Annotated in this window: 10 protein-coding genes; 5 read left to right on the top strand and 5 right to left on the bottom strand. The window is 35.8% G+C overall.

Annotation, left to right across the window (positions count from 1 at the left end):
* The first annotated feature begins 72 nt into the window (after window positions 1-72).
* Window positions 73-1,044, top strand: coding sequence for a LacI family DNA-binding transcriptional regulator (locus tag BW939_RS06435; RefSeq protein WP_076450984.1), 972 nt, complete (start codon window positions 73-75; stop codon window positions 1,042-1,044).
* Between the two features lie 270 nt (window positions 1,045-1,314).
* Here BW939_RS06435 and BW939_RS06430 read toward each other — a convergent pair whose 3' ends face one another.
* Window positions 1,315-3,273, bottom strand: a complete 1,959-nt coding sequence (locus BW939_RS06430) for an LTA synthase family protein (RefSeq protein ID WP_076450982.1) — start codon at window positions 3,271-3,273, stop codon at window positions 1,315-1,317.
* A 588-nt stretch (window positions 3,274-3,861) separates the two neighbouring features.
* On the opposite strand from BW939_RS06430, the gene BW939_RS06425 reads away from it, so the two are divergent.
* The 4 genes from BW939_RS06425 to BW939_RS06410 all read left to right on the top strand — a co-directional run bounded on the left by BW939_RS06425 (window position 3,862) and on the right by BW939_RS06410 (window position 10,445).
* Entirely contained in the window at window positions 3,862-4,242 is a 381-nt protein-coding gene (locus tag BW939_RS06425; RefSeq protein WP_028123637.1) for a hypothetical protein, read from the top strand.
* A 184-nt stretch (window positions 4,243-4,426) separates the two neighbouring features.
* On the top strand, window positions 4,427-8,776 hold the full coding sequence (locus BW939_RS06420) for a CusA/CzcA family heavy metal efflux RND transporter (RefSeq protein WP_076450980.1): 4,350 nt from the start codon (window positions 4,427-4,429) through the stop codon (window positions 8,774-8,776).
* 3 nt (window positions 8,777-8,779) lie between these two features.
* A complete protein-coding gene (locus BW939_RS06415) occupies window positions 8,780-9,934 on the top strand; it encodes an efflux RND transporter periplasmic adaptor subunit (protein ID WP_394333832.1) in 1,155 nt (384 codons plus the stop codon).
* Between the two features lie 43 nt (window positions 9,935-9,977).
* On the top strand, window positions 9,978-10,445 hold the full coding sequence (locus BW939_RS06410; RefSeq protein ID WP_076450977.1) for a heme-binding domain-containing protein: 468 nt from the start codon (window positions 9,978-9,980) through the stop codon (window positions 10,443-10,445).
* Window positions 10,446-10,791: 346 nt separating this feature from the next.
* On the opposite strand, the gene BW939_RS06405 is transcribed toward BW939_RS06410, so the two are convergent.
* From BW939_RS06405 to BW939_RS06390, 4 genes are all read right to left on the bottom strand, one after another.
* Window positions 10,792-11,274, bottom strand: coding sequence for a DUF6691 family protein (locus tag BW939_RS06405; protein WP_076450969.1), 483 nt, complete (start codon window positions 11,272-11,274; stop codon window positions 10,792-10,794).
* 11 nt (window positions 11,275-11,285) lie between these two features.
* A complete protein-coding gene (locus tag BW939_RS06400; protein WP_076450968.1) occupies window positions 11,286-11,849 on the bottom strand; it encodes a YeeE/YedE family protein in 564 nt (187 codons plus the stop codon).
* Window positions 11,850-11,871: 22 nt separating this feature from the next.
* Window positions 11,872-13,284 carry an MBL fold metallo-hydrolase gene (locus tag BW939_RS06395; protein ID WP_076450966.1) on the bottom strand — a complete coding sequence of 471 codons (1,413 nt, stop codon included), beginning with the start codon at window positions 13,282-13,284 and terminating at the stop codon, window positions 11,872-11,874.
* A gap of 213 nt (window positions 13,285-13,497) precedes the next feature.
* On the bottom strand, window positions 13,498-14,292 hold the full coding sequence (locus BW939_RS06390; RefSeq protein ID WP_076450965.1) for a sulfite exporter TauE/SafE family protein: 795 nt from the start codon (window positions 14,290-14,292) through the stop codon (window positions 13,498-13,500).
* Between the last annotated feature and the right edge of the window lie 72 nt (window positions 14,293-14,364).

Genomic DNA, 14,364 nt, shown 5'->3' with positions numbered 1-14,364 from the left:
TTAACAAAATTTAACAAAATATGAGTGGAAAATATTCTTAATTTCTCCTAATAATTGATGTAATTATAAAAAATGAGAAGAACTACCCTAAAAGACCTTGCTGAAATGCTACAAATCAGTACTTCAACAGTTTCAAGAGCATTGAAGAATCATCCCGACATCAGCAACGCTGTAAAAACAAAAGTAAAAGAAGCTGCGGAGACTTTTAATTATGTACCTAATGACTTTGCAGTTAATTTCAGGAAAAAATCGTCAAAAGTTATCGGTCTTATTGTTCCAGAAATAACAATGTTTTTCATTCCATCGATTATCAACGGTATTTCGTCTGTATTAAACAAAGAAGGTTACCATTTTTTCATATTATCTTCTAATGATTCTTTTGATACTGAAAAAGAACATCTGGAAACCTGCATCAATTCAAGAGTAGACGGTATTTTAATTTCACTAACCAATGAAACTAAGGATAGTGAGCATTTAAAAAAACTGAAAGAAATGGAAATCCCAGCTATCATTTTTGATAAAACTGTTCCTAAAAGTATTTTCGAATCTGTTATTTTTGATAATGTTAAAAATGCGGAATTGTGCGCCGACAAGCTAATTAATCACGGATGCAAAAATATTCTCGGAATATTTGGTGATGAAAATTTAGAAATTACACAAAGTAGATTAGTTTCTTTTGAAACTCGAATTAAGCAATTTCCTGGCATTATCCTGAACATTATTTATTGCCAATCTGCTGATCTTGTAAAAGAAAAATTAGATATATTATTGAATGATGATTCTATAGATGGTTTTTTTGCCATGAGTGATGAAACGCTGATGGGTTTACATAGCTCACTGATTAAAAGAAGCCTGAATAACACGAATAAAAAAGTGGTTTCTATAAGCGAGGGAACTTTACCGAAATATCTTGATGAGACGTACGAATATCAGATCAATGACGGATATGAAATGGGAACTATTGCTGCAAAAAAGTTGATGGATAACATTAAAACTTTATACACAGATAATTTCATCGATTCTAACAAATGCTATTACTTATAATTTAATAAATTTTATACTACTTTTTCACATTTTAAGGAATAAGTACTTGAGATACTATTTAGTTGTCTTGTGAGTTTACGGATTAAAAATGTAAGATTAAAAACCACAAAGTAAATGATTAAACATTCAGAATTACTAATGTCAATAAATTTGTATGTAAAAATGTTACCTACTTTTTAAATTCAAGCTTAGAAAATCTATTTTTCATAAAATCATAATATACCAATAGATATTCGTGTTTATTTTGAATGTTGGTTAATAGTAAAGCACTTATTTTTCCTTCATTTTTTTATTTTTGAATCTCTCGCTAGCAGTTTGATAGTAAGAAATAGTCTGTGAAATGTGTTTACTATTTTTTGATTTTACTTCAGATAAAGACTGGCTGGCTCCAAAAACGTTGAACTGTTTTACTCTTTTTCTGTCATCTATTTGAGTGAAAACATTGTCTTTCAACATTCCTAAAGTTCTGTAATTTCCTAGAAATGCACGTTCATCCCCAATTTTGGTTTTATGAATATCTTTCCCGTAAAGAGATGTAGTATAATCCCAACCCAGATACCCGAATAATGTTGGCATCAGATCAATTTGTGATGTAAGACGATTGATCTTTTCAGTTTTTTGTAGGGGAAGGTTATAGATGATAGCAGGAATGTGATGATTGGCAATATTGATTTCCCATCTCCCTGCACTATTGGCACAATGATCTGCAACGATTACAAAGACAGTATTCTTGAACCAGGGTTTTGTTTTGGCATCATCCAAAAATTTACCTAAAGCATAATCTGTATATTTCACAGCAGCATTTCTGTCTCCTTGCGGAAGATCTATTTTACCTTTAGGGAAGGTAAAAGGCTTATGATTGGAAGTCGTCATTACAAACTGAAAAAACGATTGATTTGCTTTGGCGCTTTTGTCGGCGTATTTTATCGATTGTTTGTAAATATCTTCATCACATATTCCCCAAGCATTTTCAAAAGTCACTTCGTTATCCGGGATTTGGTAACGTGTTGTTTTAATATCATCAGATAAAGCATTTCCTCTATTTCTATCAACAATATCGAAGCCCTGGCCGCCGAAAAAGTTATTCATATTATCAAAATAACCATCTCCACCATAAATAAAGTAAGGATGATACTTCTTTGCTTTCATGATTGTTGAAATAGAAAATAAATTCTGATTATCTGGTCTTCTTACAATGCTGTTTCCAGGAGTTGGCGGCACGCAAAGCGTCAAAGCCTCCATTCCACGCACAGTTCTGGTTCCGGTTGCATACAAATTTGTAAAAAAAACACTTTGCTCCGCAAGCCTGTCGTAATTCGGGGTGATATTATCCTTATTCCCGAATGCTTTTAAAAATTCTCCACTGAAACTTTCTATTGTGATTAAAATAATATTTGGCTTTAGTTCCTGATTTCCCTGCGTTAACCGTGAAATATCGTCATCTGTTTCAGTAATATATTTTTGATTGTCTTGTAAAAGATCGTATTTCAAAACCGAATAGGCTTCTTTTTCAGGAAGTGTAGGGTAAAATGTTCCATAATCTAATTCGTTTGACTGATAAGCAGAAACAAAAGAAAAAGCCCCGTTTTTCCCCAATTCATTCACCACAAGATTGTTTGTAAAATCGGCTTGTTTGTTTTTCATCACCAATCCCAAAACTAGTGCTATGGCTAAAATCGGAGTTGCATAAAGGGAACGGTTGCGGATGGAATTTTTGTCGGAAAAAGTATTTCTGAAAATTTTGAACCTATTGAATAAAAAAAATGTGAAAACTATTAATCCTATCAATACAATTCCAATCAATGGTAAAGGGTAAGACTGATTGATGTTTTCAAAAACCTCATAGGTGTAAATTAAATAATCTACGGCAATAAAATTAAATCTCACACCGAACTCAGCCCAAAAAGGAAATTCTGCCAAAAGACTGAAATAAATGATAATCAACAATAAACTTAAATAAAAATAGGTAAAGCATTTATCGAATAATGAACCGATCCATTTTTTCGGAACCAACAAGAGGTAAACGCAGTACAAAACCAAAAATAACAAACCCATTGTAAGATCGAAAGCAAATCCTGTAAAAAATGATCTTAAAATATGCATAATGTTGAGATCCAAATCTTTTACAGACCATACCAGTAATACAATCCTTACTAAAAGTGATAAAAAAACATATAAACTTAAAACACCAAACAGTGTAGAAAATCTGCCATTGAATAATTTTTTCATGAGTAAGGGTAATGTATTAAAATGGGTAATATTAAAAATGAAATCACGTTGAATGTCATCGTTTGGGAAAATATGTATTTAAAAAAGCGTTTTTAAAATACTGTATGCCTTTGGAAGTTGAAGATAAGAGCAAAAATAAGAATACAGAAATAGCTCCAATGAAAGATTGTGTCATGATATAATGTTCTGTTTTCGAAAATACAATGCGCCTCCAGATATGTACTTAAGACTTCTTAGCTATTGTTTTAAAAAATTATTAGTTTTCATATCGCCAATTCAAATATTAAAAATATTTTAAAAAATATAGATTTTATTCAAAATAATTGGTGGTTGAAGATACATCTATTAAAATTTTAAACAACACTAAAAGAAAATAAAACATAAATTTAGAATTATTCCATTTTGAAATAAAGTACACAAACTAATTTAATTACCAATGGAAAACTAAACCAAACTGCGATATGAGGTACAAATCTCGAGGTTTATAGGAAACTGGGATATGATAAACAATTGGGTGCAGACCTGAGAATTTCTTTTTAAATAGATATTTAAAATCATTCTTAACAAAACATTGCATAATTTTACTTCGTGAAAAAATGGGTATCCATAGTATTACTTTCCTTATTTTTGGTTTCAACAACTGAACTGTATCAGTTGCTGAAAATGCCAGTCCTTGTGGAGCATTTCTTAGAACACAAAGTAAAAAATAGAGATATTACTTTTATCGATTTTATAAAAATGCATTATGATGACCCTGTGAAAGATGCAGATTATACCACAGACCAAAAACTGCCTTTTGTGGCCCATTCTTTGCCGCTTACTCTTGTATTTACTATAAATCCAGAGTTCATTATTGAAATTAAAAAGCATATACCATCGGATACTGATAAAAAAACTTTTTCCGAGGATCATTTATTCTATAATAAAGATGCTGTAAATTCTATCTGGCAACCGCCAAAAAACTGTTAAAATCTTTTCGTTTTTATTTTTCGTTTTTATAACGTCAATAGTATTGTGAACAGTGATGTTGATGGTATTCTTAGTGATATTCAAAACTAAGATTATCAACGGTATTTCACCATCTGCTCGTGCTTACTATTTCCTTGTCTGCTAAAAACGTATTCAATTTCAAAAAATTTTAACAGAATTATTTATGCTAACAAAAATTATTGAGTTTTCTGTAAAGAATAAACTCATTATTGCATTACTGGTATTCGGACTGATTGGCGTAGGCTCATATCAGGTGACCCAATTACCAATAGATGCCGTACCTGACATTACCAATAATCAGGTTCAGGTGATAACAACCGCTCCTTCATTTGGAGCTACGGATATTGAAAGATTAGTCACTTTCCCCATAGAACAGGCGAACAGTAATATTTCGGGGATGAAAGAGATCCGGAGTTTTTCACGGTTCGGACTTTCTTTAGTGACCATTGTCTTTAATGATGATATTGATATATATTGGGCAAGACAACAGGTTGCAGAGCGTCTCCAGCAGGTTCAAAACCAGATTCCACAGGATGTTGGAACGCCTAGTTTAGGACCTATTTCCACAGGTCTTGGTGAAATTTATCAATACGTTGTCCGTCCAAAAAAAGGATACGAAAACAAATATGACATTGCAGAACTCAGAACACTTCAGGATTGGATTGTAAGAAGACAATTGCTTGGTGTAAAAGGCGTTGCGGAAGTCAGCAGTTTTGGTGGAAAACTGAAACAATATGAAATTTCCGTTAATCCCGATCAACTCAACGCTTACGGAATTACCATTACCGATGTGTTCGATGCATTAAAAACCAATAACCAGAACACAGGCGGTTCTTACATTGAAAAAGGGCCGACTGTTTTATATATTCGAAGTGAAGGATTGGTTGGAAATCTGGAGGATATCAAAAACATTGCTATCGCCACCAAAAACAATGATGTTCCTTTATTTATAAGAGATATTGCAGACGTTCGTTATGGTTATGCTACAAGATTTGGGGCAATGACTTATAATGATAATGGCGAAGTTTCTGGTGCCATTGTGATGATGCTGAAAGGTGAAAACAGCAGTGAGGTGATCAAAAATGTAAAAGCTAAAATTGAGCAGATCCAAAAAACATTGCCAGAAGGTGTTGTGATAGAGCCCTTCTTAGACCGAACCAAAATGGTAAACAATGCCATTGGTACTGTTGAAAAAAACCTGATGGAAGGCGCATTAATTGTCGTTTTTGTGCTGGTTCTGTTTCTGGGGAATTTCCGTGCCGGTTTGTTGGTTGCGTCAGTCATTCCTTTGGCAATGCTTTTTGCAATTTGTATGATGAATCTCTTCGGCGTCAGCGGAAATTTGATGAGCCTTGGTGCGCTGGATTTTGGGCTGATTATAGACGGCGCCGTGATTATTGTGGAGTCAGTAATGCATCAATTTACCCACAATTCAAAATTCCGAAAAGCATTATCAGTTTCAAAGCAGGAAATGGACACCATTGTCATCGATTCTGCAGGAAAGATGATGAACAGCGCTGTTTTCGGGCAGATTATCATCCTTATTGTGTATCTACCAATTTTAACATTACAAGGGATTGAAGGTAAAATGTTTAAACCAATGGCACAAACAGTTGCGTTTGCTTTATTGGGCGCGTTTCTGCTTTCGCTGACTTATATTCCGATGATGAGTTCTATTATTTTAAGCAAAAAAATAAGCCACAAAATGAACTTCTCAGACCGTTTAATGGCAAGGGCTGAAAATTTATATCGTACAACCTTATTGAAAGTTTTAAGAATACCAAAAACCATTTTTGCTGTTGTCATTGCTCTTTTTGTTTTATCCATCGTGATTTTAAGCAGAATGGGCGGCGAATTTATCCCGTCATTAGAAGAAGGAGATTTTGCTGTAGATACCAGAGTTTTACCCGGAAGTAACCTCAAAACTACGATTGAAAGCACGCAGAAAGCAGCCCATATTCTGAAAACCCGCTTTCCAGAAGTTCAGAAAGTAGTTACCAAAATAGGAAGCGGCGAAGTTCCCACAGATCCAATGCCGATGGATGCTTCTGATATGATGGTAATTTTGAAAGATAAAAGCGAATGGACTTCTGCCAAAACTTTTCCGGAGCTTTCCGAGAAAATGAGCAAAGCTTTGGAAGACGTTCCCGGAATTACGGTGGGCTTTCAGTATCCTGTACAAATGCGTTTTAATGAATTAATGACCGGCGCAAGACAGGATGTTGTTCTCAAAATATTCGGAGAAGATCTTGATATTTTGGTTAAAAATGCCAATCATCTTGGGAAAATAATCAATACCGTAGAAGGAACTCAGAATCTTTATATAGAACCTGTTTCTGGTCTTCCGCAGGTTATTATTCAGTACAATCGTCCGGTTATTGCGCAATATCATTTGTCGATTGGAGACATCAACAGAGTCATCAATACCGCTTTTGCCGGACAAAGTACCGGTTTGGTTTTCGAGGGCGAAAAACGTTTTGATATGGTGGTGAGATTAAACAGCAATGACCGTAAAAACCTGAATGACGTGAAGAATTTACTCGTCCCTACTCCATCAGGTAATCAGATTCCGCTTTCGCAGCTTGCCAATGTTGATATTAAAGATGGACCTAACCAAATTCAGCGCGAAAACGGACAGCGGAGAATTGTAGTAGGTTTTAACATCAAAAACCGCGATGTTCAGGCAATTGTAGAAGAACTTCAGACTAAGGTAGACCAACAATTAAAGCTTCCTCCAGGATATTACGTCACCTACGGAGGCTCTTTTGAAAACCTCAAAAATGCCAAAAACAGACTGATGATTGCAGTACCAATTGCTTTGGTTTTGATTTTTGTGCTGTTGTTTCTGGCGTTTAATTCGGTGAAAGAAAGTCTTTTGATCTATACAGCGATTCCGCTTTCTATCATTGGAGGCGTATTCTTATTGGCTGCAAGAGGAATGCCTTTCAGCATCAGTGCTGGTGTAGGATTTATTGCGCTTTTTGGAGTTGCTGTTCTCAACGGAATCGTACTTATTTCCGAATTTAACCGACTCTATAAAAGTGGAATTAAAAATATTGTAAGAATTGTGGTAGACGGCGGAGAAGCCAGATTAAGACCTGTGTTGATGACTGCTTTTGTGGCTTCATTAGGATTTATCCCGATGGCAGTGAGTAACGGCGCGGGTGCAGAAGTTCAAAGACCATTGGCAACGGTGGTAATAGGCGGACTTCTGATTGCCACATTACTCACCCTTTTTGTGCTTCCTCTGCTTTACGTAATTATTGAAAAAGGATTTAAAATGAAAAATAATCACAAAAATATAATAACGCCCATTCTCATTATTTTCTTTGTTTTAACGGGAAATAGAATGAATTCTCAAACCAAAGTCACTTTAAATGAAGCGGTTGCCATCGCTTTAAAAAACAACAGAGGTCTTAAAAGTGAGAAATTGAAATCAGAATATGCAAAAGCTTTGATAAAAACTTCTTCAGATATTCCTCAGACAGGAATTTCTGCGGATTACGGGCAAATCAACAGTGCTTACCGTGATATGAAATTCGGGGTTTCCCAGAGCATTTCATTTCCCACCGTTTACAAGAGACAGAAAAATCTTTACACAGAAGAATGGAAAAAAAGTGAGCTCAATATTTCATTGAAAGAATATCAGCTGAAAAAAGGCGTCACGCTCACATTCTACAACATCCTGTATTGGAAGGAAAAGGAAAAAATCCTGAGTGAATCTTTAGATTTTTATTCTCAATTTCTGGATAAGGCAACTTTAAGACTAAAAAGCGGCGAGAGCAATATTTTGGAAAAAGCGACTGCTGCCAATCAAAAATCAGCTATTGAAATCCAGATCAAACAGGTGAAACAGGAACTCAGAACTCTGCAGCTGCAATTGCAATGGCTTTTGAATTCAGAAACAGAAGTAATTCCTGATGGAGAGCGTATTTTTTCTCTTTCGAGTCTTCAAAATGATGTTTCCGGCAATCCTTCGTTAAAAATACTGGAACAGCAAAAAAACATTGCCGCTCAGCAAACGGCTCTGGAAAAATCTAAATTATTACCTGGTTTGCAGCTCGCTTACAACCTCAACAGTTTTCGTGGGATGGGCGCAGATGATCAAGTGTACAATGCTTCACCACAATTTCATTCGGTTCAGGTCGGCGTTTCAGTTCCCATATTTTCTGGCGGACAGAAAGCGAGGATTCAGGCTTCAAAAATTGCAGAATCTGTGACCGAAAATGATTTTCAGAACGCGGAGTTTACATTAAAAAATCAATATGAAAAACTAGCAGAGATTCAGCAAAAAAACCTGGAAATTGTTTCTCAGTACGAGAAATATGAACTGAAAAATGCCCATACGATTCTGGAAACTGCCCAAAAACAGTTCATCAACGGAGAGATCAATTATCTGGAATTTGTAATGCTTGCCAACCAGGCGATCAGCATCAAAAATAATTATACAGATGCCGTGTGGAATCTCAATGAAAGTATTGTTGAGTTGGAATATATCACTTTAAATCAATAAATTATGTTAAAATCAATTCAAAATAAATATTCGGTTTTATTAATACTTGCCGTCTTTTTTTCGGTTCAGTGCCATCAAAAAGAAGAAACTATTGTAAAGCCAACAGCTCCTAAAGATGAAACTACGGTTACATTGACTGATGCTCAACTCAAAAATACGCCGATAGAAACAATGTCCCTCTCTGTGAAAAATATTTCTACGGTGCTCAAAATCAATGGAAAAATAGACGTTCCGCCACAGAATTTGGTTTCGGTAAGCGTTCCGTTGGGTGGTTATCTGAAAAACACCACTTTGCTTCCGGGAATGAAAGTAAGTAAAGGACAGGTGATTGCTGTAATAGAAAATCCTCAGTTTATACAGCTTCAGCAGGATTATTTGATGGCAAAATCTAAACTTCATTTCGCAGAACTGGATTATAACAGACAGAAGAAGCTGAACCAAAGCCAGGCAAGCAGTGACAAAGTAATGCAACAAGCACAATCTGAGATGAACAGCCAGAGAATTATGATGAATACTTTGGCAGAGCAGCTAAAACTCGTCAATATTAATCCCGGGAGTTTAACTTCAGGAAGTATCCGGAAAAGTGTTCCTGTGTACAGCACGATTAACGGTTTTGTGAGTAAAGTGAATGTGAATATCGGAAAGTTTGTGAATCCGTCTGATGTTTTGTTTGAGCTCATCAATCCTAATGACATTCATCTGAACCTAAAAGTGTATGAAAAAGACCTGGAAATGCTGAAAATAGGACAACGATTTACTGCCAATACCAATACGCAGCCGGAGAAAAAATACGGTGGAGAAATTATTCTGATCAGCAAAGATATCAACACAGACGGAACAGCAGATGTGCATTGCCATTTTGAACAGTACGATCACAACCTGACTCCCGGAATGTATATGAACGCTGAAATAGAGACCGAAACATCATTTTTCAACGCGCTTCCTGAGGAAAGTATCGTCAATTTTGAAGGCCAAGATTATGTTTTTGTAGAGGAAAAAAAGCAAACGTATCAATTGATTCCGGTAACGTTGGGAGAATCTGAAAACGGTTTCATTCAAATCAAAAACTTTGAAGATTTTAAGAACAGAAAAATCGTAACGAAAAATGCCTACACGCTTTTGATGAAACTAAAAAATACGGAAAGTGAAGAGGAATAATTCTGTTTCAATAATTTAAAAATAAATTCAAAAACTTAAAATAATGAATAAGTCAATTTTTAATCTAAAAAATATTTTAACTGTACTGTTGTTGCTGTTTATCGGCATTCAGTTTATTGATATTAAAAAGAATATCAGCCAAGATCAATCTGCCAATGCAATCGGAAATCATTATAATGTACCTCCAAAAATTCAGTCGATTTTAAAAACAAGTTGTTATGACTGCCATTCCAACAACACCTCTTACCCTTGGTACAGCAAGATACAGCCTGTGAAATGGTGGTTGGCAGATCACGTTAATTCCGGTAAAAGGCATCTTAATTTTGATGAATTCAATTCTTACAGCCGCGAAAAAAAGCTTGAGAAACTGGATGAGATCGTAGAAACGATAAAAGAAGGCGAAATGCCGCTCACTTCTTACACGGTGATTCATCAGGAGGCAAAATTGTCTGCTTTGGATGTGTCTGAAATAGAAAAATGGGTAAATGAAACGAAAAAGAAAGTAAAATAGTTGATTCATCTTAACCGTAAATAATAAAGAAAGTCTTAGAAATAAGGCTTTCTTTATTATTTTTGACAAATGCTGATTTTTTTTGATGAGGTTATTAAATCGAATATTTTTATGTTTATCTATTATTCTAAATAATGTTTAATTTACCGAAAAATCAAACAAAAAATTCAAATATTGACCGTTTTTTAAGTTATACAAGGGAGTAAACTTAACAAAGAGAAGCAAAGTTTTTTCAATTATTGCACTACGCCGATAAATATTTAAAAATATTTGTCTTTATTTTTAATAGGTATTCAAACCGTTATAACAAGCAGCATTAAAATGTATGGTAGGTTCAAAGCCTATATCAATGCGGCAATTTATCTCTGAAATATCCATAAACCCAAGTTCCCATAACGGCACTCAACAAGGTAATGACTACGGCTACTGCTCCGGTTCCGATCTGTGCAAAAAGCGGTCCGGGACAAGCTCCTGTTATTGCCCAGCCAAATCCGAAGATCAGTCCGCCATAAATTTGGCCTTTACTGAATTTCTTTGGGGCGATAGAAATCTGCTCTCCATAAATTGTTTTGATGTTGAATTTTTTGATGATCCAAACGGAAATCATTCCTGTTACCACTGCACTTCCTATAATACCGTACATATGGAACGACTGCAAGCGGAACATTTCCTGAATTCTGAACCAGCTGATTACTTCTGCTTTTACAAACACAATCCCGAATGCAATCCCCACCAAAAGGTATTTCAAAAGATGGTACCATCGATGCTGAATACGACTTTCGTTGGTGCAAATAGAATCTTGATGTCTTATATCTGTTTCTTTTTTCATTTTTAATCAATTTAAAGGGATAAAATAAATGGGAAAATAAAATTGGCCATTAAAAAACCACCTACCATAAAGCAAATGGTTGCAACCAATGAAGGCCACTGTAAATTTGAAAGTCCCATAATAGCGTGACCGCTTGTGCAGCCCCCAGCATATCGGGTTCCGAAACCGACCAGAAAACCACCTACCACCATTATGAAAAACCCTTTTAGACTTACCAGATTTTCAAAATTCATCAACTCTACTGGCACCAAATTGCTGTAATTGGTGATGCCATAGCCTGCCAATTCTGCTTTGAGGTTTGGGTTGACGATGATGTCTTGACCATCCATTAAGAAGTGAGCGGCAATCATTCCTCCGAAGAAAATTCCAAAAACGAAAAACAAATTCCAAGATTCTTTCTTCCAGTCATATTTGAAAAAATTAATATTTGCGGGGATGCACGCTGCACAAATATGCCGTAGTGACGAACTGATTCCGAAGGATTTATTCCCCAAAATTAAGAGTGTAGGAACGGTGAGACCAATCAGCGGACCTGCAATATACCACGCCCAAGGTTCTTTTATGATTTCTAACATTAATACTATTTTTTAAATTAAATTATTTTAAAACTTTACTTTGACACACAAAATCACTTTTTGTGATACCAGTCTGCACAATTGCATTAAAACCTCCGGCAATTTCGGTAAAATTTCTGTAACCTCTTGCCAGAAGAATACTTGCTGCCATCATACTTCTGTACCCTCCCGCACAGTGCAGATAAAAATGTTCGCTAGGATTAATATCTGTAACCCATTCATTAATGTAAGCCAAAGGCTTGTTGTAGGCTTCATCCACGTGTTCTGCTTGGTATTCGCTTTCTTTTCGTACATCGACGATTTTTACATCTTTATTTTCAATTTCCTTTTCAAATTCTTGTGCAGAAATACGGTGTACGGTGTCAATTACTTTTCCGCTGCTCTTCCAGGCTTCAAAACTGCCTTTCAGAAAACCTATAACATTATCAAAACCAACTCTGCTTAATCTTGTAACCGTTTCTTCCTGGTTATTTTCATCGGTAATTAATAAAATCGGTTGTTTTACATCTACAATCAGAGCGCCAACCCAAGGGGCAAAATCTCCGTTTAAACCGATATTAATAGATTGGGGAACAAAACCTCTTGCAAAATCGTCATTCGTTCTTACATCCAGAATCAAAGCGCCGGAAAGTTCTGCCGATTCTTCAAATTCTTCGGGGGAAAGTGCGTGTAGACCTTTAGACAAGACCTTATCGAAACTTTCGTAGCCTTTTTTATTCAATGCCACATTCATCCCGAAATAGGAAGGTGGCGGAAGAAGCCCATCTGTAACCGCTTTTATGAAGCTTTGTTTATCTTTTTGATTGAGTGCGTAATTGGTTTTCTTTTGATTTCCCAGGGTATCTACCGTTTCTTTCTGCATATTTTTTCCGCACGCAGAACCAGCACCGTGAGCCGGATAAACGATAATATCATCATCTAAAGGCAGAATTTTTTGATACAAACTTTCGTAGAGAAGCCCTGCCAATTCTTCCTGAGTCATACTTGCCGCTTTCTGAGCCAAATCGGGACGGCCAACATCACCGAGAAACAAAGTATCACCGCTGAAAAGGGCATTTTCTTTTCCATTTTCATCTATTAATAAAAAGGAAGAGCTTTCCATTGTATGTCCGGGTGTATGCAGAACCTTTATTTTGATGTTTCCCACTTCAAAAATCTGGTTATCATTTGCTATAATGGCTTCAAAATCCGGATTAGCAGTTGGTCCGTAGACGATGGGTGCACCTGTTTTTTTGCTGAGGTCTACGTGACCGCTCACAAAATCTGCGTGAAAGTGAGTCTCAAAGATGTATTTGAGTTTTACATTGTCTTTTTGCAGTCTTTTGATGTAAGGCTGGGTTTCTCTTAAAGGGTCAATGATTGCAGCTTCACCATTTGAAACAATGTAATAAGCTCCTTGAGCGAGACATCCTGTATAAATTTGTTCTATTTGCATTTTGATATTTTTTATTTAATTTTAATTTGATACAAATTTCTGGGTTTGAATTCTGTTGTACAGCTACTTTTGTTACATAAGGGTGTTAATTAATTATCTCCTATTTTGAAACGCCGAATGATTGCAGCCCGACTTGAACGGAGCTCTTTTTGTGAGGAGGAACGACGAGCAAAAAAGCGGGAGTGGAAGGCGGATAAAGCTGCCCAAATAATATTAGAAGAAAAGTTCTTTAATAATAATGTAAATTCCCATCATCAAAATAAACCATCCGAAAGCCGGTTTTAGTTTTTTACCATCAATTTTCTTTGATAATTGGGTACCTATCAATATTCCTACAACAGCGATTGCTGAGATGGTTACTAATACATTCCAATCAATTTTCACTGTATTGAATGAAGAGAAAAATCCGATGAGAGAATTAAAAGAAATGATGACCAAAGAGGTTCCAATGGCCACTTTCATTGGCGTTTTCAGAAGATTTACCAAAGCGGGAATGATCATAAAGCCTCCGCCTGCGCCTACCAAACCTGTTAAAACTCCTACTACAGAGCCTTCCCCTGCTGCCAGAAGCGCATTGTGATGGTCTGGATGGGGTATTTCTGTGTTATCTTCTGCTCCTTTTCGGATCATTTTATAGGAGGCAAGAATCATTAATCCTGCAAAAATCATCAGCAACAATAAATCTTTGGTTACCATAAAACTTCCAAAACTGAAAATATCATCAGGTATCAACGGTAAAAGGAATTTCCGTGTGATAAAAATAGAAATGATAGAGGGAAGACCAAACACAAAAGCCGTTTTGAAATGGACCAAACCTTTTTTGAAATAAGAAACCGAGCCCACCATACTGCTTATTCCGACAATGAAAAGTGAATATTCTGTCGCCAAGAAAGCATCTAGCCCAAAGAGATAAACGAGAACGGGAACGGTAAGAATACTTCCGCCGCCGCCAATTAATCCTAAAGAAACACCAATAAAAACCGATGCGATGTAACCATATATTTCCATTCTTCAACTTTTATGGTGCAAAAATGGAACTATTGATCTAGCTGTACTGCTACTTTTGTTACAGAAGGACAA

It is taken from the genome of Chryseobacterium piscicola (assembly GCF_900156685.1).
Taxonomy (GTDB): Bacteria; Bacteroidota; Bacteroidia; order Flavobacteriales; family Weeksellaceae; genus Chryseobacterium; species Chryseobacterium piscicola.
The sequence above is the reverse complement of the archived record's forward strand: the minus strand, read 5'-3'. Positions and strand labels throughout refer to the sequence as shown.

Excerpts from the sequence above, each read along its gene's own strand:
- BW939_RS06435 (WP_076450984.1), top strand. The coding sequence starts at position 73 with ATGAGAAGAACTACCCTAAAAGACCTTGCTGAAATGCTACAAATCAGT.
- BW939_RS06430 (WP_076450982.1), bottom strand. The coding sequence starts at position 3,273 with ATGAAAAAATTATTCAATGGCAGATTTTCTACACTGTTTGGTGTTTTA.
- BW939_RS06420 (WP_076450980.1), top strand. The coding sequence starts at position 4,427 with ATGCTAACAAAAATTATTGAGTTTTCTGTAAAGAATAAACTCATTATT.
- BW939_RS06415 (WP_394333832.1), top strand. The coding sequence starts at position 8,780 with ATGTTAAAATCAATTCAAAATAAATATTCGGTTTTATTAATACTTGCC.
- BW939_RS06410 (WP_076450977.1), top strand. The coding sequence starts at position 9,978 with ATGAATAAGTCAATTTTTAATCTAAAAAATATTTTAACTGTACTGTTG.
- BW939_RS06405 (WP_076450969.1), bottom strand. The coding sequence starts at position 11,274 with ATGAAAAAAGAAACAGATATAAGACATCAAGATTCTATTTGCACCAAC.
- BW939_RS06400 (WP_076450968.1), bottom strand. The coding sequence starts at position 11,849 with ATGTTAGAAATCATAAAAGAACCTTGGGCGTGGTATATTGCAGGTCCG.
- BW939_RS06395 (WP_076450966.1), bottom strand. The coding sequence starts at position 13,284 with ATGCAAATAGAACAAATTTATACAGGATGTCTCGCTCAAGGAGCTTAT.
- BW939_RS06390 (WP_076450965.1), bottom strand. The coding sequence starts at position 14,292 with ATGGAAATATATGGTTACATCGCATCGGTTTTTATTGGTGTTTCTTTA.